Source organism: Chryseobacterium sp. Leaf394 (assembly GCF_001424105.1).
GTDB lineage: Bacteria > Bacteroidota > Bacteroidia > Flavobacteriales > Weeksellaceae > Chryseobacterium.
In genome coordinates this window covers 1,517,503-1,542,795 of sequence record NZ_LMQH01000011.1, presented here as the reverse complement: position 1 = coordinate 1,542,795, position 25,293 = coordinate 1,517,503, and the positions used below count along the sequence as shown (strand labels likewise).

The 25,293-nt window shown below is 36.7% G+C and carries 26 protein-coding genes; 12 read left to right on the top strand and 14 right to left on the bottom strand.

Annotation, left to right across the window (positions count from 1 at the left end; genetic code table 11):
• The 5 genes from hisB to hisIE all read left to right on the top strand — a co-directional run bounded on the left by hisB (position 1) and on the right by hisIE (position 3,991).
• The gene (gene hisB / locus ASG21_RS11595; RefSeq protein WP_056080016.1) at positions 1-1,095 is read left to right on the top strand and encodes a bifunctional histidinol-phosphatase/imidazoleglycerol-phosphate dehydratase HisB; all 1,095 of its coding nucleotides are present in this window, start codon (positions 1-3) and stop codon (positions 1,093-1,095) included.
• Positions 1,096-1,674, top strand: a complete 579-nt coding sequence (hisH, locus tag ASG21_RS11590) for an imidazole glycerol phosphate synthase subunit HisH (protein WP_056080012.1) — start codon at positions 1,096-1,098, stop codon at positions 1,672-1,674. It begins immediately after the preceding gene.
• A 105-nt stretch (positions 1,675-1,779) separates the two neighbouring features.
• The gene (gene hisA, locus ASG21_RS11585) at positions 1,780-2,499 is read left to right on the top strand and encodes a 1-(5-phosphoribosyl)-5-[(5-phosphoribosylamino)methylideneamino]imidazole-4-carboxamide isomerase (RefSeq protein WP_056080009.1); all 720 of its coding nucleotides are present in this window, start codon (positions 1,780-1,782) and stop codon (positions 2,497-2,499) included.
• Positions 2,500-2,654: 155 nt separating this feature from the next.
• Positions 2,655-3,407, top strand: coding sequence for an imidazole glycerol phosphate synthase subunit HisF (hisF, locus tag ASG21_RS11580; protein ID WP_056080006.1), 753 nt, complete (start codon positions 2,655-2,657; stop codon positions 3,405-3,407).
• Positions 3,404-3,991, top strand: coding sequence for a bifunctional phosphoribosyl-AMP cyclohydrolase/phosphoribosyl-ATP diphosphatase HisIE (gene hisIE / locus ASG21_RS11575; protein ID WP_056080003.1), 588 nt, complete (start codon positions 3,404-3,406; stop codon positions 3,989-3,991). Before hisF ends, hisIE begins: the two co-directional genes overlap by 4 nt.
• A 42-nt stretch (positions 3,992-4,033) precedes the next feature.
• On the opposite strand, the gene ASG21_RS11570 is transcribed toward hisIE, so the two are convergent.
• The 13 genes from ASG21_RS11570 to ASG21_RS11510 form a co-directional block, all read right to left on the bottom strand.
• Complete coding sequence (locus tag ASG21_RS11570) at positions 4,034-4,960, bottom strand: M20/M25/M40 family metallo-hydrolase (protein ID WP_056080001.1); 927 nt, start codon at positions 4,958-4,960, stop codon at positions 4,034-4,036.
• A 31-nt stretch (positions 4,961-4,991) separates the two neighbouring features.
• Positions 4,992-6,152: a M28 family peptidase gene (locus ASG21_RS11565; protein ID WP_056079998.1), complete on the bottom strand. Its 1,161-nt coding sequence runs from the start codon at positions 6,150-6,152 to the stop codon at positions 4,992-4,994.
• A gap of 92 nt (positions 6,153-6,244) precedes the next feature.
• Entirely contained in the window at positions 6,245-6,589 is a 345-nt protein-coding gene (gene rplT / locus ASG21_RS11560) for a 50S ribosomal protein L20 (protein WP_056079994.1), read from the bottom strand.
• Positions 6,590-6,707: 118 nt separating this feature from the next.
• Positions 6,708-6,905 (bottom strand): 50S ribosomal protein L35, encoded by a 198-nt coding sequence (gene rpmI / locus ASG21_RS11555; RefSeq protein ID WP_027385360.1) that lies wholly within the window; start codon positions 6,903-6,905, stop codon positions 6,708-6,710.
• Between the two features lie 84 nt (positions 6,906-6,989).
• Entirely contained in the window at positions 6,990-8,768 is a 1,779-nt protein-coding gene (locus ASG21_RS11550; RefSeq protein ID WP_056079990.1) for a glycosyltransferase family 39 protein, read from the bottom strand.
• A 146-nt stretch (positions 8,769-8,914) separates the two neighbouring features.
• Positions 8,915-9,415 carry a translation initiation factor IF-3 gene (gene infC / locus ASG21_RS11545; RefSeq protein WP_185113201.1) on the bottom strand — a complete coding sequence of 167 codons (501 nt, stop codon included), beginning with the start codon at positions 9,413-9,415 and terminating at the stop codon, positions 8,915-8,917.
• Between the two features lie 156 nt (positions 9,416-9,571).
• Positions 9,572-11,509 (bottom strand): threonine--tRNA ligase, encoded by a 1,938-nt coding sequence (gene thrS / locus ASG21_RS11540; protein ID WP_056079986.1) that lies wholly within the window; start codon positions 11,507-11,509, stop codon positions 9,572-9,574.
• A 156-nt stretch (positions 11,510-11,665) separates the two neighbouring features.
• Positions 11,666-11,848, bottom strand: a complete 183-nt coding sequence (locus tag ASG21_RS11535; protein ID WP_056079983.1) for a hypothetical protein — start codon at positions 11,846-11,848, stop codon at positions 11,666-11,668.
• A gap of 12 nt (positions 11,849-11,860) precedes the next feature.
• Entirely contained in the window at positions 11,861-12,466 is a 606-nt protein-coding gene (locus ASG21_RS11530; protein WP_056079980.1) for a DUF4230 domain-containing protein, read from the bottom strand.
• A gap of 5 nt (positions 12,467-12,471) precedes the next feature.
• Positions 12,472-13,035 (bottom strand): thioredoxin family protein, encoded by a 564-nt coding sequence (locus tag ASG21_RS11525; RefSeq protein ID WP_056079978.1) that lies wholly within the window; start codon positions 13,033-13,035, stop codon positions 12,472-12,474.
• A gap of 1 nt (position 13,036) precedes the next feature.
• The gene (locus tag ASG21_RS11520; RefSeq protein WP_056079975.1) at positions 13,037-13,504 is read right to left on the bottom strand and encodes a nucleoside triphosphate pyrophosphohydrolase family protein; all 468 of its coding nucleotides are present in this window, start codon (positions 13,502-13,504) and stop codon (positions 13,037-13,039) included.
• Positions 13,505-13,699: 195 nt separating this feature from the next.
• Positions 13,700-16,633: a reprolysin-like metallopeptidase gene (locus ASG21_RS11515; RefSeq protein WP_056079972.1), complete on the bottom strand. Its 2,934-nt coding sequence runs from the start codon at positions 16,631-16,633 to the stop codon at positions 13,700-13,702.
• Positions 16,634-16,887: 254 nt separating this feature from the next.
• A complete protein-coding gene (locus ASG21_RS11510; RefSeq protein WP_056079968.1) occupies positions 16,888-18,027 on the bottom strand; it encodes an acyl-CoA dehydrogenase family protein in 1,140 nt (379 codons plus the stop codon).
• A gap of 188 nt (positions 18,028-18,215) precedes the next feature.
• Between ASG21_RS11510 and ASG21_RS11505 the strand changes: the two genes are divergently transcribed.
• Complete coding sequence (locus tag ASG21_RS11505; protein ID WP_056079965.1) at positions 18,216-20,084, top strand: endonuclease; 1,869 nt, start codon at positions 18,216-18,218, stop codon at positions 20,082-20,084.
• Position 20,085: 1 nt separating this feature from the next.
• Here ASG21_RS11505 and ASG21_RS11500 read toward each other — a convergent pair whose 3' ends face one another.
• Positions 20,086-20,283, bottom strand: a complete 198-nt coding sequence (locus tag ASG21_RS11500) for a hypothetical protein (protein WP_056079962.1) — start codon at positions 20,281-20,283, stop codon at positions 20,086-20,088.
• Positions 20,284-20,419: 136 nt separating this feature from the next.
• Between ASG21_RS11500 and ASG21_RS11495 the strand changes: the two genes are divergently transcribed.
• The 6 genes from ASG21_RS11495 to ASG21_RS11470 all read left to right on the top strand — a co-directional run bounded on the left by ASG21_RS11495 (position 20,420) and on the right by ASG21_RS11470 (position 25,292).
• Positions 20,420-21,970, top strand: coding sequence for an aldehyde dehydrogenase family protein (locus ASG21_RS11495; RefSeq protein ID WP_056082361.1), 1,551 nt, complete (start codon positions 20,420-20,422; stop codon positions 21,968-21,970).
• A complete protein-coding gene (locus ASG21_RS11490; protein WP_056079961.1) occupies positions 21,970-22,461 on the top strand; it encodes a hypothetical protein in 492 nt (163 codons plus the stop codon). The genes ASG21_RS11495 and ASG21_RS11490 overlap by 1 nt, the downstream gene beginning before the upstream one ends.
• A gap of 1 nt (position 22,462) precedes the next feature.
• On the top strand, positions 22,463-23,788 hold the full coding sequence (gene lat / locus ASG21_RS11485; RefSeq protein ID WP_056079958.1) for an L-lysine 6-transaminase: 1,326 nt from the start codon (positions 22,463-22,465) through the stop codon (positions 23,786-23,788).
• A gap of 63 nt (positions 23,789-23,851) precedes the next feature.
• Complete coding sequence (locus ASG21_RS11480) at positions 23,852-24,082, top strand: DUF2007 domain-containing protein (RefSeq protein WP_056079956.1); 231 nt, start codon at positions 23,852-23,854, stop codon at positions 24,080-24,082.
• A 116-nt stretch (positions 24,083-24,198) separates the two neighbouring features.
• The gene (locus ASG21_RS11475; RefSeq protein ID WP_056079952.1) at positions 24,199-24,711 is read left to right on the top strand and encodes a GNAT family N-acetyltransferase; all 513 of its coding nucleotides are present in this window, start codon (positions 24,199-24,201) and stop codon (positions 24,709-24,711) included.
• A gap of 116 nt (positions 24,712-24,827) precedes the next feature.
• Positions 24,828-25,292, top strand: coding sequence for a hypothetical protein (locus ASG21_RS11470; protein ID WP_056079950.1), 465 nt, complete (start codon positions 24,828-24,830; stop codon positions 25,290-25,292).
• Position 25,293: the final 1 nt, after the last annotated feature.

Sequence of the window (25,293 nt, the reverse complement as noted above, 5' to 3'; positions counted from 1 at the left end):
ATGAAAAAAGTACTATTCATCGACCGCGACGGAACATTGATTTTGGAACCGCCAACAGATTTTCAGGTTGACTCTTTGGAAAAACTTGAATTTTACCCTGTGGTTTTTCAAAATTTAGCCAGAATTGTAAAGGAATTAGACTACGAACTGGTGATGGTGACCAACCAGGACGGTTTGGGAACAGACAGTTTTCCTTTCGAAGATTTCATAAAACCACAGGAAAAGATGTTGAAATCTTTTGAAAATGAAGGAATTATTTTCGGCGATATCCTGATTGATAAAAGTTTCGAACATGAAAATTCTCCCAACCGAAAACCTGAAATCGGAATGTTTGGAAAATACATTTATGGCAATTATGATCTTGAAAATTCCTACGTTATCGGAGATCGGCTGACTGATATTCAGCTGGCTAAAAACTTAGGTACAAAAAGTATTTTCATCAGTAATTCTGAAAATGAAAATGCAGATTTAAGCACAAAAAGTTGGACAGAAATCTACAAGTTTCTGAAACAGATTCCGAGAAAATCAAAAGTTTGTAGAAAGACTAATGAAACCGAAATTCAAATTGAAGTTAATCTGGATGGAAGCGGAAGTTCAGAAATTTCAACGGGTCTGCATTTTTTTGACCACATGCTCGAACAGATTTCAAAACATGGAAATTTAGATTTAAAAATTAAGGTCAACGGAGATTTGCAGGTTGACGAACATCATACAGTTGAAGATACCGGAATTGTCTTTGGAGAAGCAGTTTTACAGGCTTTAGGGAAGAAAAAAGGCATTGAAAGATATGGTTTTCTGCTTCCGATGGACGACTGTCTTTCGCAAGTTGCAATTGATTTTGGCGGCCGACCGTGGTTGGTTTGGAATGCTGATTTTAAACGGGAAAAGATCGGGGATGTCCCAACGGAAATGTTTTACCACTTTTTCAAGTCGTTTACAGATGCTGCGAAATGCAATTTAAATATCAAATCTGAGGGCGAAAACGAACACCACAAGATAGAATCGATCTTTAAAGCATTTGCGAAAGCCATTAAAATGGCTGTGAATCAGACGGATCAGAATTACAATTTACCCACAACAAAAGGCAGTTTATAAATGATAGTGATTATAAAATACAACGGCGGAAACGTGAATTCTGTTCAGAATGCTTTAGAAAGACTGGGTTTTGATTCAGTTATTACAGATGATTTCGAACTGATAAAAAATGCAGAAAAAGTAATCTTTCCGGGAGTTGGCGAGGCTTCTTCGACCATGAAAGTCCTGAAAGAAAATGGTTTGGATCATTTAATTCCAAATTTAACCCAGCCTGTTTTGGGAATTTGCCTCGGAATGCAGCTGATGTGTAGAAATAATGAAGAAGGAAACACGGTTGGAATGGGAATTTTCGACTGTAATGTCAAAAAATTTCCTCCTCTTGACCTCGTTCCGCACATGGGTTGGAACAGCGTTTCGGGTTTAAAATCTTCTTTGTTTTCAGAAATATCGGAGGAAAATGATCTCTATTTTGTCCACAGTTATTATTGTGAATTATCAGAACACACGACTTCGGTCTGTGATTATATTTTGCCGTTCAGTGCCAGCTTACAGAAAGATAATTTTTTCGCTACGCAGTTTCACCCAGAGAAATCGGGAAAATTTGGAAATCAATTGCTTAAAAACTTTTTAAAAATTTAATTCTGAAATCGCAATAACTGGTAATGGAAAATCCATGAAAAAAGTCGATTACATTACCTGTTCCGACTATCCGGGATATCTTATTAAAACAATAAAAAACTACATATGAAAATAATTCCTGCCATAGATATCATCGACGGAAAGTGTGTGCGACTGTCAAAAGGTGATTACAATACCAAAAAAATATACAATGAAAATCCGCTTGAAGTCGCCAAAGAATTTGAAAGTTTTGGAATTGAGTTTCTCCATTTGGTAGATCTGGATGGGGCAAAATCAAAACATATAGTTAATCAAAAAGTGTTGGCAAATATTGCGAAAGAAACTTCACTTCACATCGATTTTGGAGGCGGACTGAAAACTGAAAAGGATATTGAAACAGCATTTAATTCAGGAGCAAAACAGATTACCATTGGCAGTATCGCCGTTCAGGAACCTGAATTTTGTTTTCGATTGATTGAAAAATATGGATCTGATAAAATAATTCTCGGAGCCGACTGTCAAAATAAAATAATAAAAACTTCCGGCTGGCTGGAGGAAAGCGATCAGGATGTGATTAATTTTATTCTAAATTATCAGAAAAATGGCATTCGAAATGTGATTTGTACCGACATTTTAAAAGACGGAATGCTGGAAGGTGCTTCCACAGAATTGTATCAGGAAATTTTAGAGAAAACATCAGTAAAATTAGTCGCGAGCGGCGGAATTTCCTGTATTGAAGATGTTTTTCTGATGAAAAAAATCGGGTGTGCAGGAACAATTATCGGTAAGGCAATTTATGAAGGTAAAATTACTATGAAAGAATTGCAGAAATTTATTGAAAACTAAATTTGGATTTCTTTAAACTAAATTCATTCAAGTCACTGTAAACTTTTTAGAGGAACACATCAGCTTAAAAACTTACATCAACAAGTCCCAACGGGACGCTTTAACAAAGGATAGGATGAAATCCTATCAACATTAAACATGACAAATAAGAAAAAATGCTCAAAAAAAGAATAATCCCATGCCTCGACATCAAAGACGGAACCACCGTGAAAGGAATCAACTTTGAAGGCTTGAGAAATGCCGGAAATCCAATTGACTTAGCCAAAAAATACGAGAATGAAGGTGCTGACGAGCTGGTTTTTCTGGATATTACGGCAACCGTTGAAGAACGAAAAACTTTCGTGCAACTAGTGAAAAATATAGCCAGAGAACTGAGCATTCCATTTACTGTAGGAGGCGGAATATCTTCCGTCGATGACGTCAGAAAACTGTTGGAAGCCGGAGCAGATAAAATCAGCATCAATTCATCAGCAGTGAAAAATCCATATCTGATTTCTGAACTGGCAAAGGAGTTTGGAAGTCAGTGTATCGTTGTTGCGGTTGATACAAAATTTGTAAATGAAGAAGACTGGGTTTTTATAAAAGGTGGAAGAGAAATTACTCCGTTGAAAACTTTGGATTGGGCTAAAAAGGTCGAGGAATTGGGAGCCGGCGAGATTCTTTTAACCTCAATGAATGGTGACGGAACAAAAAGCGGTTTTGACTTGAGATTGACGAAACTCATTTCAGCAAATGTAAATATTCCTGTGATTGCTTCAGGTGGAGCGGGGAAAATGGAAGATTTTGAAGATGTTTTTAACCTTACAAAAGCTACCGGAGCTTTAGCAGCAAGCGTTTTCCATTTTGGGGAAATTGGAATTAATGAATTAAAAAACGAACTGAAAAACAGAAATATCAACATACGATGAAAATAGATTTTAATAAAACCAACGGACTGGTTCCGGTAATTATTCAGGACGACAGAACTCTGCAGGTTCTGATGTTGGGCTATATGAACGAAGAAGCTTTTAACAAAACAAGAGATGAAGGTATCGTTACTTTTTTCAGCCGTTCAAAAAACAGATTATGGACGAAAGGCGAGGAGTCGAGCAACTTTTTAAAAGTAAAAAATATTCACATCGATTGCGATCAGGATACTGTTTTAATTAAAGTCATTCCAAAAAATAATGTTTGCCACACTGGAAGTTTCAGCTGTTTTGGTGAGAAAGAGTCCAAAGGTTTTCTGTATGAACTGGAAAGTAAAATAGCTCAGAGAATTGACGACAGAGTGGATGGATCTTACACGTATTCGCTCTTTCAGAAAGGAATCAATAAGGTGGCTCAAAAAGTAGGCGAGGAAGCTGTGGAACTGGTCATTGAAGCTAAAGATGACGATGCTGACCTGTTTAAAAATGAAGCCGCTGATTTGCTGTATCATTTCCTAATTTTACTGAAAGCGAAAAATTTCACTTTAAATGAAATTGAGGAAATTCTTTTGAGCAGAAATCAATAAAAAAACCTGCACATATGCAGGTTCCCGTAAAGTATATTTAAACTATTTTTTCTCGTTGACGACCGATGCCTGTGCAAAATGCTGTAAAGCGCCAAGAGTTGCTTTTCCGATATTGAAGACATATCTCGTATCTGTATTGGCAAAAGTGTCGTCTGGGGTGTGCGGTAACTCACTTCTTAGATACTCGAAAAATCCTGTTATCACTTCGCCTTTTTTCTCGAAGGAAATATAATCGGTGTCTTCTGCAGGATCTACAGCCGCTTTGAGAGGCGAATAAAGCGTCACATATTTCATTAATTCTTTGGTGGCATCCGTTGAAGCTTTGTTGTTTTTAGAACTTCCACCCTGATCTTCGTCGCAATAAACGGTATCATGAAAAAGTCCTTTTTTACCTCCAACCTGATCAAGATTAAAAACCAGTTTAATATCAAACTGACGCACATTATCTTTATAAACTACATTGTCAACATAATGTTTACTTCCTTTCAAACCCTGTTCTTCACCTGAGAAATGGATAAATTTTATAGAATAATCGGTGGGCACATCTTTTAAAATTCTTGCAGCCTCCATGATGATAGTAGTTCCGCTGCCGTTGTCATTTACGCCCGGACCGTTGATGCTGTCGAAATGCCCGCAGATGATGATGTATTTATCAGGCTGTACAGTTCCTTTTTTGGTGATAATCAGATTTTTAGATTCTGCCTTTCCCATTTTAAAAGGATCTTCAGAAATCTGATCTTCCGTAAATCCATAAGAAAGATATTTGTTTTTAATCCAGTTGAATGCATTGTCATTTTCTTTGGAGCCTGTGGTTTTAATTCCTAAACCTTCGAATTCTTTAAGATTGGTAACAATGTTTTTCTCTGAGACCAAATCAACTCTCGACTGATAGGCAGGGACTGCATTTTGTGCATGAAAGCACACTGCTGTAAATGAAAAAAGCAGGAGGGAATGAATTTTTTTAATCATTGGTTTTATGGGCTGTTAGTTTTTAAACTTTTTATTCAACAATAATTTTTCTGGATATTTTTTCACCGTTGTAAGTGATCGAGCACATATAATTACCTGAACTGATTCCTGAAATATTAATTTCATTCTGATTTTCAGATTTTAAAACCAGTTTTCCGCTCATATCAGAAATTTCAACAGCAAATTTTTTTATTGAAGAAGGTGTTTCAATATGCAGGATGTTTTTCGCAGGATTCGGATAAATTTTAATCTGATCTGAAATTTTCTGAGCTTCATCAACTGCCAGAACTGAAGATGCAACGGCGAAATGTTGTAACGCTCCCACAGCAGCTTTACCCACTTTAAAAACATAAACTGGATCTACATTAGCAAAAGTATCATTGGGAGTATGCTGATTACCACTTACAGGAGTTTCATAAAAACCGGTGATAATATCGCCTTTATTTTCGAAGGGCACATAATCTGATGCAAAGGCATTCGACATATTCACCAAAAGAGGCGAGTACAGTGTGGTACAGTTTGCCAGTTGCTGGGTCATTGCAAGAGAAGGCGCATTGTTGGCGGTTTGTCCGCTCTGGTCGCTTTCACAGGTAATAGTTGTATTTGGATTACCTATTTTTCCTCCTACCTGATCAATATTAAATACAACTTTAAGATTGAGCTGACGCACATTGTTGGAAAAAACAACATTATTTACATAATGAGTACTTCCCACAAGACCTTGCTCTTCACCTGAAAAGTGAATAAATTTAACTGAATATTCTGTTGGAACATCTTTCAGAATTCTTGCAGCTTCAAGTAAAATAGAAGTTCCGCTGCCGTTATCACTGACACCCGGGCTGTTAATCGTATCGTAATGTCCACAGATAATTACGAAAATATTAGGATAAACAGTTCCCGTTTTAGTAACGATTAAATTTTTTGAAGTGCTGCTTCCGCTGGTGAAAGTATCTTCAGACATTTGACTTGCCGTGTACCCATAAGTAAGGTACTGACTTTTCAGCCATGCAAGTGTATTGTTGTTTTCAACAGATCCTGTGGTTTTGACTCCAAGGTTTGAAAACTGCTGCAGGAGGCTCGTAATATTCGTTTGTGTGACCTGGTTGGCCCGGTTCTGATACGCCTGAATAAAAGTTTGCCCATGGAAAATCCCAAGAATACCTAAAGACAAAACGGAAAGTATTTTTTTCACTTTAAATTTTTATTACTTAGAACAAATTTAGATAATAAAAAAATCCCGAGCAAAAAACTCAGGATTTTATATTGATAACAAAATAGTTTAAATTATTTTACTTGATCTACAACAGCTTTGAAAGCTTCCGGATGATTCATTGCAAGATCTGCAAGAACTTTTCTGTTCAGCTCGATGTTGTTCTTTTTAAGAGCTCCCATAAACTGAGAGTAAGACATTCCGTGCTCTCTTGCACCAGCGTTGATACGCGTGATCCAAAGAGATCTGAAGTTTCTTTTCTTCTCTTTTCTACCACGGTAAGCATAAGACATTGCTTTTTCTACCGCGTTTTTAGCAACGGTCCAAACGTTTTTTCTTCTACCGAAAAAACCTTTAGCCTGCTTTAATACTTTTTTTCTGCGAGCTCTTGAAGCTACGGCATTTACTGATCTAGGCATAATGTAATTGTTTTTTTGAATTGAGCGCTGCTTGTTTCATCAGACTTTTGGGCTGCAATTCAGGGTTAAATTTTTGAATTTGTTTGAATTCTTATAAACCGGAAAGGATTTATAAAAACTACTTAATTGCTAATTGACGTTTAACGCTTTTTTCGTCCACTTTCGCTACATAAGAAGTAGTAGTAAGATTTCTCTTCTGCTTAGTTTCTTTTTTAGTCAAAATGTGGCTTTTGTAAGCATTTTTTCTTTTGATCTTACCAGAACCAGTAAGAGCAAAACGCTTCTTAGCACCTGATTTCGTTTTTAATTTTGGCATTGTTCTGCTTTTTTATGTTTTGTTATCAATATCTGATTGTGAATTTCTATACAGAAATATCGGTTTGCAAAGATACAAAATATATTAAGTCCCCGAATCTAAAACGAGAGATTTTAAATATATTTTTTTCCGAGGCTGAATTTTTATAAATAATCGCCGTTTGTCCTGCGTAAAAGTGAAGCCTAAATCCTTGTTCGATCCATTATTTACAAGTTCTAACACCCAGTTTGCCCCATCAACATCATCCAGTATTAGATAATAAGTTTTGAACGGTTCCAGAATTTTTAAAATGTCACCATTTTTGAATACTGAAAACGAGTTTTGGTCTCCCGAAAAGAGATATCCCGGAACAACTATTTTCCTGTCTGATCTTTTTATTCCCGTGTTTTCCGAATATTTATTTAGATATAAAATATACTGATTATTAGGGTCGTAAACTGAAGATTCTATATAGTTTTTCCTGAACAGAGAATTTTTCATCAGCTGCTGTGTGATATTAAACTGCACATCCTCAGCACGGTTTCCGGTATTAAAAATAATAATATCAGGATTTCTCTTCATTACATAATTGGCATCACCAAGCTCATGAGCTAAAGGCCCATTTCCAAAGTTTGCCGGTGGATGACGTGGAATATAATAATCATTTAAACCAAGCATATCAACCGTCGGAAGCTGTGAAGAATATGGAATGCAGCCAGCTGCAGTTACAGCAATTAAAGTATGTTTTGGAAAAGCTGATTTTAAATTTTCACCGAGTTGCATTCCTCTGAATTCCCATCTTTCATCAATTGCACTGTGGTTGGCAGGAATAAAATGTTGCAGTACACCATTCAGAAGCAGCACAAAAAACAGCATAAATTTCCAGAAGTTGCTCAGTTTTTTAAAGCTGATGTATTTTAATCCACAGATTGTAGCAAAAATCAATAAGATAATAACTACATAATACTGTCTGTAGGCCGGAAAAATATCACCACCAACTGAAGTGATATAAGCTCCCCAAGCAATCACGTTGAGTAATAGAAAAGCTGCAAATAAATCCTTTTTCTTAAAGACAGACAGCCACAAAAAATAAAATCCTGCAGCGGAAAGAACGAATGTTCCAAAGAAGGCTTTAAAATTATAAAATCCGCCCCTGAGTACGTGATGCAGTGTAATTTTAACCTTAACCAAAGCTGTATTCGGAACAAACTCTCCGTAATAACTGTACCTGAACAAAAGCTGACCCGTCAAAAACAAAGCGGGAATTAAACCGACAGTAAGAATAATTCTTAAAATTTTAAATTTTTCTTTTCTGTTGAGCAAAACTAAAAATCCTGCTGTAGTTAAGGTAAAAAGAAATCCATCGGGTCTGGTAATGGCTAGTAATCCAAGCCACAGTGCGAGGAAAAATAAACGTTTAAAATCTCGCTCTATAATTTTTGAAACTTCTGTTAATACTAATGTTAAAAGTAAGATGTAAAGCGGTTGCTCCAGTCCTCCAATTGCCCAGACTGCAAAGCATGGAGTGGTTGCAAGTAAAATTAAAGGAATAAAAATTTTCTCTTTTTCTGTAAACCTGTTTTTTAAATAATCGAAAATTATGCTTAAAGTTCCAATTGAACAAAGCACACCTAAAATCCTTGATGACAGAATTAAATCAAAATTAAATTTACCGAAGAGTGAAACCAGCAAAACCCACAAAAGATTGGAATAACCTTCTACAGGATGACCGTCATTCCATGAAAGACCTTTTCCATCGATGAATCGCTGTGCATATCTTAGTGAGATGAGACTGTCATCTGATATAAACGGATAATAGTATGCGCATCCCAAAAAGAATAATACTAAAATCAATAAAAAATAGAAATAATAGACAGATTTCATCAGGATTTAGTTTGAATATATTTGCGAAATTAAATTGTTGTACAAATTAACAAAAACGGATTTTAAGATCAGAACAGTTTATAAGAATAACATAAAAAAACCTCAAAAAATTGAGGTTTTAATATACTTTCGAAAACTTTGTGCTTTTATTTCGCAGGCTTTTTAGGGCTCATCATCATGATCATTCTTTTTCCTTCAAGTTTAGGAAGCTGATCTACTTTTCCAACGTGCTCCAGTTCCTGAGCAAGTTTAAGAAGTAAAATTTCTCCCTGATCCTTAAAGATGATAGAACGGCCTTTAAAAAATACGTAGGTTTTCAGCTTGGAACCTTCTTCAAGAAATTTCTCGGCATGTTTTTTCTTAAACTCATAATCGTGCTCGTCTGTCTGAGGTCCGAAACGGATCTCTTTTACTACCACTTTTATCTGTTTAGCCTTCAGTTCCTTTTGCTTTTTCTTTTGCTCATAAAGGAATTTCTTATATTCCAGTATTCTTGCAATAAACGGTTCTGCCTTATCGGAAATTACTACCAAATCCAGATCCTGCTCAGCAGCAATCTGTCTTGCTTTATCGATAGGATAAATTCCCGGCTCTACGTTATCGCCCACCAAACGAAGCTCTCTCACACGAATTTTATCGTTGATCAAGTGTAAGTCCTCCTGTACAGGACGTCTTTGTGGGCCCCTGTTGTTAAATCTTTGTGCTATTGTATTATAATTTTATTGGTTAATTTTCTCTTATTGCAACCCGTTAACGTTTCGGTTAACTGTGCTTTTATATCTGAATTTTTGTTTCGCCGGAAGCTATACGCCAAATTCAAATCCTGTTTTAGACTGTTCTTTAAAATAAGAAACAAAATTCTCGATGCTCATTGCTCCAAGATCGCCTTCGCCACGTCTTCTTACAGAAATTGTGCCATCATTCTCTTCATTTTCGCCTACAACAATCATGAATGGGATCTTTTTCAATTCTGCGTCACGGATTTTTTTACCCGTTTTTTCGTTTCTCTCGTCAATTAATCCGCTAATATCGTGATTTTCTAAAAGTTGTGAAACTTTTTTCGCATAATCTGTATATTTTTCACTGATTGGTAGGATAATGAACTGATCAGGAGCCAACCACAACGGGAAATCTCCAGCAGTATTCTCAATCAGAATCGCAATAAATCGTTCCAAAGAACCAAACGGCGCTCTGTGAATCATTACAGGTCTGTGCTTCTCGCCATCGCTTCCAGTATACCAAAGATCGAATCTTTCCGGCAAATTGTAATCTACCTGAATCGTTCCCAACTGCCATTTTCTGCCTAAAGCATCCTTCACCATGAAATCCAGTTTGGGACCGTAGAAAGCGGCTTCTCCGTATTCGGTAACGGTGTTCAGACCTTTTTCTGTAGCAGCAGTTACAATCGCTGTTTCTGCTTTCTCCCAGTTTTCGTCTGTACCGATGTATTTTTCTTTGTTTTCAGGATCTCTCAATGAAATCTGAGCCGTAAAATCTGCAAATCCCAATGAACCGAAAACATAAAGAACCAAATCAATCGTTTTCTTAAACTCATCCATCAGCTGATCAGGAGTACAGAACAAATGGGCATCATCCTGAGTAAATCCACGGACTCTTGTTAAGCCGTGAAGCTCACCACTTTGCTCGTATCTGTAAACAGTACCGAATTCTGCATATCTTTTTGGCAAATCTCTGTAGCTCCATTGTGAAGTTTTGTAGATCTCACAGTGGTGCGGACAGTTCATTGGTTTCAGCATAAATTCCTCTCCTTCATTCGGAGTTTTTATCGGCTGGAAGCTGTCTGCTCCGTATTTATCCCAGTGACCAGAAGTTACGTACAATTCTTTCGAACCGATGTGCGGTGAAATTACAAATTCGTAACCTGCTTTTTTCTGAGCAACAGAAAGGAAGTTTTCAAGTTTTTTTCTTAAAGCAGCACCTTTAGGCAACCACAAAGGCAGACCTTGTCCAACTTTTTCCGAGAATGCGAAAATTCCTAATTCTTTACCTAATTTTCTATGATCTCTTCTTTTTGCTTCCTCCAACCTTTCAAGATATTCAGTTAATTCTTTCTGTTTTGGGAAAGAAATACCATAGACTCTTGTTAACTGAGGATTTTTCTCATTTCCTCTCCAGTAAGCACCTGCAGCATTTAAAACTTTAAAAGCCTTTACTATTGATGTATTCGGGATGTGCCCTCCACGACAGAGATCTGTGAAGTTATCGTGTGTTACAAAAGTGATTTCTCCATCGTTAAGATTTGAGATCAATTCAACTTTGTATGGATTGTCAGCATAAGTCTTTAAAGCTTCGTCCTTTGAAACCGGATAAAGAGAGAATGTAGATCCTTTTTTTGCATTTTCTAAAACTTTTTTCTCGATTTTTTCGAATTCCTTATCCGATAAACTGTTGTCACCGAAATCTACATCATAATAAAAACCGTTTTCGATGGCAGGACCGATCGTCAGCTTAGCATCAGGATAAAATTCAAGGATAGCCTGCGCCAAAAGGTGGGCAGAAGAATGCCAGAAGGCTTTCTTTCCAAGATCGTCATTCCATGTTAAAAGCTGTACCGTAGAATCTGTGGTGATGGGTGTGGTAACTTCGACTTGTGTGCCGTTTACAACTGCGGAAATGGTATTTCTAGCCAATCCCTCGCTAATAGATTTTGCCACATCCAAAGGAGTCACTTCTCCTTCAAATTCTCTGACGCTTTGGTCTGGAAGTGTAATTTTTATCATTGTTTACTAAGAAATTTTAGGATGCAAAAATACGAAAATTTTATGTCATAAAAACAAACGGATATTATAATTCGTTAAAACTGCAGTTTAATATAATTTTTCAGTGAGTGTAAAATCATTATCTGGCTGATATTAGACAAAAAAAATACTAAGCTTTCACTTAGTATTGTCTGTTTTACCTGATTTGTTTTTTGAAGATTTCTGTACATCTTCTTTATCTACATCAGGTGGATTTTGTTTGTCTGAAGATGCCGGAATGTCGCGGAAATCTTCATTTTGTTTTTTAGTTTCTGCGGAGTTGGCAGATTCTTTACCTTTTTTATCGTCTTTTGAGTCCATAATATTGAATTTTTAAAGTCCAAGAACGCCGAGTTTGCCGGTCTGATCTTCAATTTTATAGTTCAAAGCCTTTGCCAAAACAAAGATATTATTTAAATTTTCCAGAAGCTGGGTTTTTCCCTCATTACGAAGTTTAGTCTGATCGATAGATTTTATCGCTGAAGCCTTTGCTTTCTGTGTAACATTCTTTATGTCCTTTTCCGTAATTCTGTTCACAAACGAGTCATCCATCGACTGAATTTCCACACTTGGCGTAATTCGGATATCGGGATCCGGAAGTTCTTTGATAATCACTTTTTTATTGATGGAATCTACTTCCATTTTCATTTTATTAAGATCGTAAGAAACCTGCGCATTGGTTTTGGTGTAAGTGATGATGTTGTTGCTCGTCATTTCCGCACCCATAAAAGTGTAGCTGTACTTGGTTTTCTGAATTTCAGATGTATTTTGCTCCATCACTACCATTTTATTCATCTTGGTAATCTGATTGGTAATGAGATAATAATCTGAAGTTTCCTTTTTGTTATTTGGCGTGAGGCAAGATTTAAAACTAAAAAACAGGATTACCATCAGGATAATTCCTGCTAAAAATGCGATAGGTACTTTTAAATTTCTCAAGACTTTTATTTAAAAATTTCTTTGATAACTGAGCTGTCATCTTTCTTTAAAATTTCTACCAGATCTCTCTCAATGTATCCTGTGGTAGGCATTTCTATGATTCTACCAATTTCCTTGCCATATTTCTGAACGATAATTGTAGGTACTTTCTGTACGTTATGAAGACTTTCGTCACCGGTAGGAGATTCCTTTTTTCTGTTAACTGCGATGATTGTAAGTTTTCCTTCAGGATATTTCAGTTCATCTAAAATCCGCATCAGTCGGGGAAAATCCCTGTGGCTGTCTTCGCACCATGTTCCTATAAAAACAATAAGGTCGTAGCTTGTAAGTTTGGCTTTCTTTAAATCTTTGATAGCATTTTGGTCTAAAGCATATTCATCACGCTCTTTTACAAACCATGTTGAATAAGGCTCTTTCAGAAACTGATCTTTCAGCTGATGTCCCAAAAGCATTTTCCCGTCTTCAGTAGTTTCTACTTCTCTGTTCACGACAACTTTCTGAGCACTGATTTGCTCCGCGGCTAAAAAGAGAGCAGATGCAGCAAACATTTTTGTAATTAATTTTTTCATTTTATTTTTCTAAAATTTGTGTAAGATCAGCAGGAGAGTAGTACTTGTTTTTTAAAACTTTGTGGTCTGCTTTTCTGTAAACATTGTATTTTTCTCCGGATTTTTCGTAGAATGATTCTACTTCTTTTTCTTTATAAAAATCAACGGTTTCCTGTGCCTGAACTTCATTTTCACAAGCTTTAGACATGTTGGAACGCTGCACTTCATTGAAAAGTTCCACAAATTTTTCTCCTAAACCAAATTCCAGAACAGCACCGCTCAAAACGTACTGAAGATCACATAATGCATCAGCAATTTCAACAATATTGTTGTCTGCAATTGCCTGTTTTAACTCGTTTAACTCTTCCTGTAAAAGTTCAACTCTAAGGTTACAACGGTCTGTTGAGGGGATTTGAGGGGTATCTAAAATAGGTGCTTTAAAAGTTGTATGAAATTCTGCCACTTGATTTAGGCTGTCGATCTTCTCCATGAATATTTTTAAATTTAAAGCAAAGATAGTAATTTTATGAAATTTCTGTCGGTGCTGGATGAAGGATGTTGGGTGTAGGAAATTTTAGCTTAATCAAGCGTATTTAATCATTACTCATTGCTTATTAATAATTACCCATAAAAAAAGCTGCCCGTTTCCGGACAACTTTCCATTTTAAGGTTAAATAAACTGATTTTATTTTTTAATAAATCTTTCAGAAATTTTGCCAACCTGAATAACGTAGGCGCCGCTGATTAGACTGCTTACATTGACAGATCCTCTTTCCAGTTTTCCTGAATTGACTATTTTTCCGCCCATATCGAAAATTTTATACTCTTCGTTGGTGGTGTTGGAAATATTCAAAATATCTCTCGCAGGATTTGGATATAATTTAATATCAGTTAACAGATCTTTTGTATCTAAATCATCAGTTCTTCCGGACGAAACAACATTTACAGTATAATCCTCAACCTGACCGTACGTGTAAGAACCGCAAGATGATGAAGGCACAGAATTGTACTGCATCATTACTCTCATTCTGGTAGTTCCCAATGCTGCAGTCGTTGGAATTGTAACTGAACCTGTCACAGGAGATGTCTGTGAACCTGTTTTAGTCCAGACCAATTCACCACTGTCTGTGAAATCACCATCTTTATTGTAATCAATGTAAACCGCGTACGCTTCATTGTATTTGGTAGAAGTCCAAACCGGAGTTATAGAAACCGTGTAGGCAGTACCTCTTGTTACATTAGTGGAAATTGCGGTAAAGTTTTCGTAGCCGGCAGTTCCTGTTGAAGTGTTGTTGATGGTTCCGAATTTTACATTTCCAATTCTTTCATCTGAAGTATTGGTTGCTGTGGCTGAGCAGTAAGAAACCGAAGTTCCTGCTAAAGTAGTCACACTTACAGAATTGCTTGCTGTGGAAATATTTCCGGCCGCATCTTTAGCTCTCACGGTAAAGTTGTACGTTGTAGAAGGTGTTAAACTCGTCACAGTGTACGTTGTGGAAGCTGTAGAACCAATCAAAGAACTTCCCTGATAAACGTCGTAACCCGTTACACCCACAACATCTGTTGCGCCTGACCATGAAAGATTGGTGCTTGTGGAAGTCGTTCCTGACGCTGCCAATGTTGGAGCTGTCGGTGGAATATTGTCAACAATTCCTGATCCTGCATTTACGGTAATATTAGCGTTGTTGACATCAAAGAAAATGTGATTTGAACCTTTTACCATAATTCTTCCCGTCGTTGTTGAAACATTTGGAATGGTTACCGCCTGGGAACCGTCGTTTGGGGTTCCCGACAAAAGTGTAGTCCATGTCGTTCCGGAATTGGTTGACCATAAAATATCCACGTTGGCTGCGTTCACTCCGTTTGAAGTAGTTCCGGCAACATTCCACGTAACTGTCTGGGAAGTTCCGCCAGTGTATGACGTTGCTGAGTTTTGAGAACTCACGCTGAATGGTCCTGCGGTTCCGTTCACTGTGATTACTGCATCATCAGAATTATTTCCTGAACCTCCGGCTTTATTATCCCGAACGGTAAATCTGAAATTATAAGATCTCGCAACATTGGATAAGGCTTCAACTGTGATTTCCGAACCAGCCGTCGTTGTTGCTCCTGTCAAAACAGAAGCCATTCTCGGGAAATATCTTGTTGGTGTTGTTTGAGGAGTCCATGATCTGAAAGTTGGTCCGGTTGCTTTCGTTGCGCTCGCCGCTGAGTTTGCACCGGTCTGAGAAGAAGATGCATTGTTCATCTGTTCCCAAATGTAAGTCAGGGCATCGCTGTTGGCATCAGTTCCGGTGCCTGTCAACATAAACGGGGTTCCTTTCGGAATGGTGTAATCTGCTCCCGCATCTGCTGTAGGAATTGCATTCCCTGTGCTGGTGCTGGTAGGGCAGGTTTTAGCTTTTATATTATTGGTAATCTGCTGTATGCTTACAGCATGAAAAAACGAATCTGAGTGAGGCTGAATATCCTGAGCGGTAATTCCTGCATAACCCATTATCGTTGATCCTGAACCAGGTTCCATATTTACACCCGTTCCTTCGTTTCCGTGAGAGAAGGTGTGGTTTCCGCCAAACTGATGTCCGAGTTCATGAGCTACATAATCGATATCAAAATTGTCACCTGAGGGAATTCCGTCTGATGGGGAAGTGTAGCCACTGCCTTTGGAACCGTTGACGCAGACACAGCCTATACATCCGGCATTTCCACCGCCACCGGAAGCTCCGAATAAATGCCCGACGTCATAATTCGCTTCTCCAATTACAGAAGTTAAAGTTGATTGTAGCTGAGAATTCCAGTTGCTCATCTGTGCTGCGGCGGAATAAGGATCTGTAGACGCGTTGGTATAAATTACAGCATCATTATTGGCAATCAGAACCATTCTTGCAGAAAAATCTTTCTCGAAAACACCATTAACGCGAGTCATTGTGTTATTGATTGCAGCTAAAGCATTGGCTTTTGTTCCTCCAAAATAGGTGGTATACTCACCGGTTGTTGACATTGCTAACCTGAAAGTTCTTAATTTTGCATCATCAGCATTTGGCCGTAGAGCCAAACTGTTGTCATTACTGCTGATTCCTTTTTGGGCTACGTCTAGAACGGTGCATTCAAAAGTATTTAAATCAGATTTTTTATCAGCTTTTCTGTAAACGGCGTATGTCGAAAGATCTTTTGTGTAAGGTTCAATGAAAACTGCAGATTTATCGCCGTAAATTTCCATCGAAGACAAACCTAAAGGCGAAATACTGAAATAAACCGTTGAGCTGGAATCTTCCAAACCTTCACCGACATAAGATTTGATGTCAGGATATTTTGCAGCCAAAGCAGGATCAAAGTTTGAATTTTCTCTTACTTTGAAATTTTCCATTCTGCCTTCTGAGTTTGGAAAAGAGATGATGACTTCAGATTTTTCTCCTACAGCCAGTCTTTTTGGAGCTTTTGCCAGAATATTTTTTAATCCGTTAAAATCTAGAGAGAAAATTTTTGGACTGAGAAGTGAAGTTTTGTTTTCAACAATTTCAGAATTAGCTTTTGCAGAAGTTGAAGTCCAAAGTCGGTCGGTCTGTGCGAATGAAATGCATGACGTAAGCATTCCAATCACCAATAGTTGTTTTTTCATATAAATTCTATTTTGTTTGTGGAGAATCAAAGCTAATAAAAATTATATTATCAAAAATAAAATTAATTAAGAAAATTTTAGATAATTCATCTAAAATAATATGTAATGCATTACACTTGATTTAAATTAAATCATTTATGTATGAGAAAAATTAAATTGAAATAATGAAAATCCTTTAATAATCATGATTTTTCTTAAAAAAAGAAAACCGCCTTAAAAAAGACGGTCTTCATTTATAACAAATTAAATTCTGACTATTTTGTAATATCTCTTCCGATTACCAATCTCTGGATTTCTGAAGTTCCTTCTCCGATCGTACACAATTTAGAATCTCTGTAGAATTTCTCAGCAGGGAAATCTTTTGTATAACCGTAACCACCGAAGATCTGTACTGCATTGTTTGAAATTCTTACACAAGCCTCAGAAGCATACAATTTTGCCATTGCACCTTCTTTAGTCATTTTCTGCTTAGCATTTTTTAATGTAGAAGCTCTCTGAATCAAAAGTTCTGCAGCGTCAATTTCTGTTGCCATGTCTGCCAACATAAAGTTGATCGCCTGAAAATCTGAAATTGATTTTCCGAACTGTTTTCTTTCTTTAGCGTATTTCAAAGCTGCTTTGTAAGCGCCTCTTGCAGTTCCTAAACTCAACGCTGCGATAGAAATTCTGCCACCATCTAAAATTTTCATGGCCTGTTTGAAACCTTCACCCACTTCACCTAAACGGTTGGCATCAGGAACACGAACGTTATCAAAAATCAATTCAGCAGTTTCCGAAGCTCTCATACCAAGCTTGTTTTCTTTCTTACCAGAAGTGAAACCAGCCATTCCTTTTTCTAAAACGAAAGCGGTAGAATTATTTTTAGCTCCTATTTCTCCAGTTCTTGTCATTACCACAGCGATATCTCCTGAAATTGCGTGTGTGATGAAGTTTTTTGCTCCGTTGATTACCCAGTCATCGCCGTCTTTAACAGCAGTTGTTGACATTCCGCCAGAATCTGAACCAGTGTTATGTTCCGTTAATCCCCAAGCTCCGATTACTTTACCTGAAGCCAGTTGTGGCAACCATCTCTGTCTTTGCTCTTCATTGGCAAATTCGTAAATATGATTGGTGCAAAGTGAGTTGTGTGCTGCTACTGAAAGCCCGATAGAAGGGTCAACCTGAGAAATTTCGTCAAGGATCGTTACATACTCATGATATCCAAGACCGGAACCGCCATATTCTTCAGGAATTACGATTCCCATAAAACCCATTTCGCCCAGTTGGTGAAACAGTTCTTTCGGGAAAGTCTGGCTTTCGTCCCATTCCATAATATTAGGTCTGATGTTTTTTTCAGCAAAATCTTTCGCCGTCTCAGCTATCATTTTAATGTTATCCATTGTCTCTGTATTCATATCTTAAAGAAGTTTGTGCCCAAAGATAATTAAATTGACGAAATAGCAAAATATTTTCGGAACAGAATATACTTTGGCTTTAAATAATTTGTTATCAGGGGTTTAATGTTTTAATTAATAGAATCTTAATACTTTAGATATTCAATGGATTGCAATAAAATCTTATCTTAGCAACCCAATTTTAAGATATGAAGAAATTTTTATTCTCTGCTGTGTTTTTATCCGCGATTTTATCAGCTCAGGCTCCAGCTGGTTATTACGACGGAACGACAGGTCTTACAGGCTATGCTTTAAAAACGAAACTGCACGATATTATTTCAGCCAAGAATATCAACTGGCACTATGGTGATCTACCAAACTACTACAATCAAACAGATTTAGATAAATATTATGATCACGGACCAGGCAATACTACAATTTTGCTGGATATATATTCTGAAATTCCGTCTGGTCCTGATAACTACGAATATACTTCGGCAAACCTGATTAGTACATCCGGTGCTGAAGGTTTAGGCTATAACAGGGAACATGCAGTTCCACAAAGCACATTCAACAGCAATTATCCGATGTATTCTGATTTGCATTTTGTAATTCCTACGGATGCGAGAATCAATCAGCTGCGAAACAATTATCCTTATGGAATAGGAAATTCTACTAATCATTATAATTTTTCAAATACTTCGAGAATGTCTAACAGTGCCATCCCGAATTATGCCTATACCAACCGTGTCTATGAACCAATCGCTGAGTTCAGAGGTGATATCGCCAGAATGCTGCTATATTTCGCAGTGAGATATGAGGATAAACTGCCTTCATTCAATACATCCACAAATATAAATCCTGCAATGGACAGGTCTGCTTTTGATGGAACTGCCGAACGTGCTTTCGAGCCTGGATACATTACCATGTTGTTGCAGTGGCATCAGCAGGATCCTGTTTCCCAAAGGGAAATTGACAGAAATAATGCAGTTTTCAATCTTCAGAACAACAGAAATCCTTTCGTTGATAATCCGCAATGGATTAACGCAATCTGGTTGCAGACGCCCGATAATGTTGCGCCTCAAGCTCCATTAAATTTAAATTCTACATTAACTGGCGCTAATTTCACCAACTTATCATGGTCGCCAAGCACGAGTACAGATGTTATTGGTTACAATATTTTTCAAAACGGAACTTATCTTACGACAACAAAATCCACATCGGTTATAATTGATCATCTTACTGCTTCAACAACCTATAATTATACAGTTAAGGCTTATGACGCGGGATATCTGCTTTCTCCGGACAGTAATTCTGTTTCAGTTTCTACTTTAGCAACAGATTCCAATGCAAAAGATCTTTACATTACCAAATATATTGAAGGAACGGGAGATAATAAAGCGATTGAAATTGTAAACAGAACCGGTCATGAAGTTGATTTAAATAATTACAGCATAAGAGTTCAGTTTTACAACAGTAATCCCCCAACTCCTACATATTATTATGGAAACAGTTTTGAACTCGAAGGCAAGATTGCAAATAATCAAACTATTGTTATTTTAAATCCTAAAGCTTCGCTTTCATGCTATACCAATAGCAGTGCAGATTTTCTTACAGCAGGGGATGCCCTGAATTTTTCCGGAACTCAATATATTGAACTGAATTACAAATCTTCAACGGTAGATGCGATCGGAAGCAGGTTTGTGAGTAATTCGCTTGGTGATATTTCTCTGTACAGAAAAAATACAGTAACACAGCCAACTACAAGCTACAACAGTGCAGAATGGGATTCTTTCGCAGTAAATTACTGTCAGAATGCAGGTTCACTTTCAGTTTCTGACGTAATTGCAGGGAATGAAGAATTTAAAATCTATCCAAATCCTGTTTCAGAATACATTTCTGTTACCGGAAATACTGAGAATGTGAAAACAGCTCAGATTCTAGATTACTCAGGGAAATTGATATTTACGGAAAACAATCCGTTTAAAAACAGGAAAAATATTTCGGTACACAATCTATCCAGCGGAAGTTATATGCTTATATTAGATGGAAAAACATTTAAATTTATAAAGAAATAGTTTATCCAAAAAGGTTTGCGAAGTAATCATTAATCACCGTCCAGAAATTTTTTCCCAGGAAATAAATCAGGGTGGAGGTAATGATTCCTTTCACGGTGAAGAAAATAATGCCGCCAACTCCGAATTTCTTCACAAGCTGCTTCCATTTAGATTTTTTCTTTTCTTCAGTTGCCTCATCAAGTACCTTGTTGTTTTCCATCTCTGAATTTCAAATGATTACTGCACAAAGATAAGTATGTTTATAATCATTCCAAATAATTTTGGTTTTAAATTTTATAAAATTTCGCGGTACCGGATATTTTTTTATCTTTAGAAAAACGAAAAGTAAAATTTTTATGTCAAAAAAAGTCAAAGATTTCGGAATTGAAAAATCATTAAAAAATTTAGGAATCAAAGATGAAAACAAAGGAACTTCTACAGGAGGTAAATTTTTTGCATCAGGAAAAACAATAGAAAGTTATTCTCCGGCAGACGGAAGATTAATTGGAAAAGTAAAATTATCGGGCGAAAAAGATTACGACAGAGTAATGGAATCTGCTCAGAAAGCATTTCTTGAATTCCGCACAGTGCCTGCACCAAAAAGAGGCGAAATCGTACGCCAGCTCGGGCAAAAATTAAGAGAATATAAAGACGACCTAGGCAAACTGGTTTCCTACGAAATGGGAAAATCTCTGCAGGAAGGTCTTGGTGAAGTACAGGAAATGATAGACATCTGCGACTTTGCAGTTGGTTTATCAAGACAGCTTCACGGGTACACCATGCATTCAGAAAGACCGGGTCACAGAATGTACGAGCAATATCACCCGCTTGGGATTGTGAGCATCATCACAGCATTCAACTTTCCGGTGGCAGTTTGGGCATGGAATACAGCTTTAGCATGGATTTGTGGTAACGTTACCATCTGGAAACCTTCAGAAAAAACACCACTCTGTGCAGTTGCATGTCAAAATATCATGAATGAAGTTTTAAAGGAAAATAATCTTCCTGAAGGGATTTCAAGCGTAATGGTTGCAGATCACGAGATCGGACAAAAACTGGTAGATGATAAGCGAGTAGCTTTGGTTTCATTCACAGGTTCTACGAGAGTGGGAAGAATGGTTTCTTCTAAAGTAGCTGAAAGATTTGGCAAATCAATCCTTGAATTGGGTGGAAACAATGCCATCATTATTTCCAAAGATGCTGACCTGGATATGTCAATTATCGGAGCCGTTTTCGGAGCTGTAGGGACAGCAGGACAGAGATGTACTTCTACAAGAAGACTGATTATTCACGAAAGCGTTTACGACGAAGTAAAAAACCGTCTTGCACAAGCTTACGGACAGTTAAAAATCGGAAATCCTTTAGATGAAAATATGCACGTTGGACCGCTGATCGACGTTGAAGCAGTAAATCAATATGAGCTGGCGATCGAAAAATGTAAAGCTGAAGGCGGAAAATTTGTGGTTGAAGGTGAAGTTTTGGAAGGAAAAGAGTATGAATCGGGATGTTATGTAAAACCGTGCATCGCTGAAGTTGAAAATTCATATGAAATCGTTCAGCACGAAACTTTTGCACCAATTTTATATTTAATCAAATATTCAACTTTGGAAGAGGCGATTGCGATTCAGAATGATGTTCCTCAGGGATTGTCTTCGGCGATTATGACTCAGAATTTGAGAGAAGCAGAATTATTCCTTTCCCACGCCGGTTCAGACTGTGGTATTGCCAATGTGAATATCGGAACTTCAGGTGCGGAAATCGGCGGAGCTTTTGGCGGTGAAAAAGAAACCGGTGGCGGCAGAGAATCTGGTTCTGATGTCTGGAAATATTACATGAGAAGACAGACGAATACTATTAATTATACAGCAAGTCTTCCATTGGCTCAGGGAATTAAATTTGATTTATAGTGTTTTTAAAATCACTATTCATAGCCATCACCTTATCCTCATCAGCTTCCTTTGCCCAAGATAAGGATCAGGAAGAAATTTATTCTTTACTTATCAATAGTTTTCCGGAAAAGGAAATTAAAATTAGTAACAAAGTTTTTTCCGTGGGCTATGAGATTTCTGATGATGAAGAATACAGAATGTACATGAGAAAATTTTTATTTCTCAAAAAAAGTACTTGCAAAAATTTTATTAAAAATAAAGGAATCAAAAGCATAATCAATAATAATTTTTTTACGGATAAAAAAATCATTATCACAGACAATAATGGAGAAGAATTACTTCGTTTTTCCAATATTGGTTTTAGTACTGATAAGAATCAAGCTTTAGTTCAATACAGAAAAAATGAAACTTATTTGGTGCTTTTTGATTTAAAAAACGGAAAATGGTTTCTTAAAACGAAAATAAATAATCATTATTTTCTACAATTCATCTCTAATAATTTAAATTAATATGGATAACACTATTCAAATTCAAACAAATAAAATAAAAGAAACTGTAGGAAAACACGTTTTGGCAGACGGTTTCGACTTTGTAATGGATATTGAAAACTCTCACGGATCATGGATTCATGATTCGATTTCAGGGAAAAATTTTCTGGATATGTTTTCAATGTTCGGCTCGGCTTCCATTGGTTACAATCATCCCTATCTAGTGGAAAAATCTGAATGGTTAGGAAAAATGGCAGTCAACAAACCCACTTTGGCTGACGTTTATTCTAAGGAATATGCTCATTTTCTTGAAGTTTTCGAAAGAGTGGTTTTACCTGAAGAATTGCAGTACGCTTTCTTTATTGAAGGCGGTGCTTTAGGCGTTGAAAATGCGATGAAAGCGTGTTTCGACTGGAAAACAAGGAAAAATTTCGAAAAAGGTTTAGATATCGAAGCAGGAATCTGTATTCATTTCAGACAGGCTTTCCATGGGAGAAGCGGTTATACTTTAAGTTTAACAAACACTACAGACCCAAGAAAATATCAGTATTTCCCGCTGTTTGACTGGCCAAGAATTTTAAACCCGAAATTAACTTTCCCGGTTACGGAAGAAAATTTAGAGGAAACTATTAAGAATGAAAATCTGGCATTAATTCAAATTACAGAGGCAATAATATCCAATCCTGATAAGGTTGCATGCATTATCATTGAACCTATTCAGGCTGAAGGTGGTGACAATCATTTCAGAGATGAGTTTTTTGTGGGTTTAAGAAAGATTTGTGATGAGCATGAAGTACTTTTAATTTTTGATGAAGTGCAGACAGGCATCGGAATTACAGGCAAAATGTGGGCATTTGAACATTTAAGTGTAAGACCGGATATTATTTCTTTCGGTAAGAAAACTCAGGTATGCGGTGTTTTAGCCAATAAAGAAAAGTTTGACGAGATCCCGAATAATGTTTTTAGAGAAAGCTCAAGAATCAATTCTACTTTTGGTGGAAATTTAATTGATATGCTCCGTTTCCAGCTTGTGATGGAAGTGATTGAAAAAGAAAATCTTTTAGAAAACGCCAATATTGTTGGTGAATATCTTTTGGAAGGATTACAGAAATTGGCTCAGAAATATCCTGAGAAATTATCTAACGCCAGAGGAAAAGGTCTGATGTGTGCCATAGATCTGCCATCAGGTGAGCAAAGAGATAAGATGCGAAGTGAGCTGTACAACGACGGTTTAATCATCCTTTCATGTGGTGATCAGTCAATCCGTTTCAGACCTCATCTGAACGTTACGAAAGAAGAAATTCAGATCGCTTTGGATAAAATTGAAAACAATATTAATAAAATTTAAAATACTCAGATTTGCTTTTTTATAATTTTTTCCATAATTTTAGATACTCAAAATGAAAAGTATATGGAAAGAAACACGAGAGTATCAGTATTTGAAAGTGATAAACCTGCAGAAATTCAGTTGATTAAGTCAAAGCTTGATGAAGCTGAAATTGCCAATGCAACAGAAAATAATTATCTGACCTTTACGACAACGCCTACGGCTACATCATTAAAGGTAATGGTAGACTTACAGGACGAAAAAAAAGCATTTGATGTAATTGATGCTTATCTCCAACAGAGTGAGAATAAATAAAAACAATTTCATAATTTTAAATTTTACTACTTCGGAACCGAAAATTAATTCTATTAGTTTTCGGTTTTTTATGGATTGACATCAGAGAGATCCAATTTAAAAACCAAAATTAAAGCATGGAACCTAAAATCGAAATGAGAGAAGCCCTGAAATCTGAAGCCGGGCAGATCTGGGAAATAATTCAGCAGGCAATTGAAAGGCGGAGACAGGAGGGAAGTAGCCAATGGCAAAATGGTTACCCGAACAAAGATACCATAGAATCAGACATTGCAAAACATTTCGGATACGTATTAACCGTTGATGATGAAATTGCAGTCTACACCGCGTTGATTTTAAATGATGAACCTGCGTATTCGTCTATAGAAGGTGCCTGGCTCAGCGACGGAGAATTTGTCGTCATCCACCGCGTAGCTGTTGACGAAAAATTTTCAGGAAAAGGAATGGTAAAATTTCTCTTTGATAAAATTGAAGATTTCACCAGATCTCAAAAGATTAAAAGCATAAAAGTGGATACCAATTTTGATAATCTCGCCATGCTCAGAATACTTGAATCTAAAGGATACTCCTATTGCGGAGAGGTGATGCTTGCCGGCGGCATGAGAAAAGCTTTTGAGAAGATTATATTTTAAGGCAAAAGTTAAATTTAACTTTCATTGATTCTTTCTTAAACAATTGATTAAAAAAGTCTATCACCTTTGTTCGTTTTGTTCCGAACCAATATCTAATTTTGTCGAAAATTTTTAGTTTGGATAAACACACACACTTTGATGAAAAAATTTTTCAGGATGCCGTAAGATTTTACGGTACGGTTTTTAATATACCACCCTTAGCCTCAAAAATTTACGCATATCTTCTTTTTGATTTTGAGAAAAAAGGAATCACGTTTGATGAATTTGTAGAAGTTTTCGGTGCCAGTAAGAGCTCGGTATCCACAAGTCTGGTTTTGCTTTTAAATGCAGAACTCATTGTTGATGTAAACAAAATTGATGAAAGAAAAAGATTTTTTTTCATCAACGACGATTACAAAAGGATAAGATTTGAAAAAATCGTTCAGAAAATGCAGGATGAACTGAAACTTCTGGATGAGCTCGATGCATTTAATAAAAACAGTAATGTGACTTACGAAGAATATAATGACAGGATCATTGCCTACAAAGATCTTCTCAAAAAAAATATCACAAACATACAGGAATCTCTTAATAAACTATAAA

Coding starts and splice junctions, on each gene's coding strand:
- ASG21_RS11520 (WP_056079975.1), bottom strand. CDS start 13,504: ATGGAGAAGATCGACAGCCTAAATCAAGTGGCAGAATTTCATACAACT.
- rpmI (WP_027385360.1), bottom strand. CDS start 6,905: ATGCCAAAATTAAAAACGAAATCAGGTGCTAAGAAGCGTTTTGCTCTT.
- ASG21_RS11495 (WP_056082361.1), top strand. CDS start 20,420: ATGTCAAAAAAAGTCAAAGATTTCGGAATTGAAAAATCATTAAAAAAT.
- ASG21_RS11510 (WP_056079968.1), bottom strand. CDS start 18,027: ATGAATACAGAGACAATGGATAACATTAAAATGATAGCTGAGACGGCG.
- ASG21_RS11500 (WP_056079962.1), bottom strand. CDS start 20,283: ATGGAAAACAACAAGGTACTTGATGAGGCAACTGAAGAAAAGAAAAAA.
- ASG21_RS11475 (WP_056079952.1), top strand. CDS start 24,199: ATGGAACCTAAAATCGAAATGAGAGAAGCCCTGAAATCTGAAGCCGGG.
- hisA (WP_056080009.1), top strand. CDS start 1,780: ATGAAAATAATTCCTGCCATAGATATCATCGACGGAAAGTGTGTGCGA.
- ASG21_RS11550 (WP_056079990.1), bottom strand. CDS start 8,768: ATGAAATCTGTCTATTATTTCTATTTTTTATTGATTTTAGTATTATTC.
- rplT (WP_056079994.1), bottom strand. CDS start 6,589: ATGCCTAGATCAGTAAATGCCGTAGCTTCAAGAGCTCGCAGAAAAAAA.
- thrS (WP_056079986.1), bottom strand. CDS start 11,509: ATGATAAAAATTACACTTCCAGACCAAAGCGTCAGAGAATTTGAAGGA.
- ASG21_RS11480 (WP_056079956.1), top strand. CDS start 23,852: ATGGAAAGAAACACGAGAGTATCAGTATTTGAAAGTGATAAACCTGCA.
- lat (WP_056079958.1), top strand. CDS start 22,463: ATGGATAACACTATTCAAATTCAAACAAATAAAATAAAAGAAACTGTA.
- ASG21_RS11570 (WP_056080001.1), bottom strand. CDS start 4,960: ATGATTAAAAAAATTCATTCCCTCCTGCTTTTTTCATTTACAGCAGTG.
- ASG21_RS11535 (WP_056079983.1), bottom strand. CDS start 11,848: ATGGACTCAAAAGACGATAAAAAAGGTAAAGAATCTGCCAACTCCGCA.
- hisIE (WP_056080003.1), top strand. CDS start 3,404: ATGAAAATAGATTTTAATAAAACCAACGGACTGGTTCCGGTAATTATT.
- hisF (WP_056080006.1), top strand. CDS start 2,655: ATGCTCAAAAAAAGAATAATCCCATGCCTCGACATCAAAGACGGAACC.
- ASG21_RS11525 (WP_056079978.1), bottom strand. CDS start 13,035: ATGAAAAAATTAATTACAAAAATGTTTGCTGCATCTGCTCTCTTTTTA.
- hisB (WP_056080016.1), top strand. CDS start 1: ATGAAAAAAGTACTATTCATCGACCGCGACGGAACATTGATTTTGGAA.
- ASG21_RS11505 (WP_056079965.1), top strand. CDS start 18,216: ATGAAGAAATTTTTATTCTCTGCTGTGTTTTTATCCGCGATTTTATCA.
- ASG21_RS11515 (WP_056079972.1), bottom strand. CDS start 16,633: ATGAAAAAACAACTATTGGTGATTGGAATGCTTACGTCATGCATTTCA.
- hisH (WP_056080012.1), top strand. CDS start 1,096: ATGATAGTGATTATAAAATACAACGGCGGAAACGTGAATTCTGTTCAG.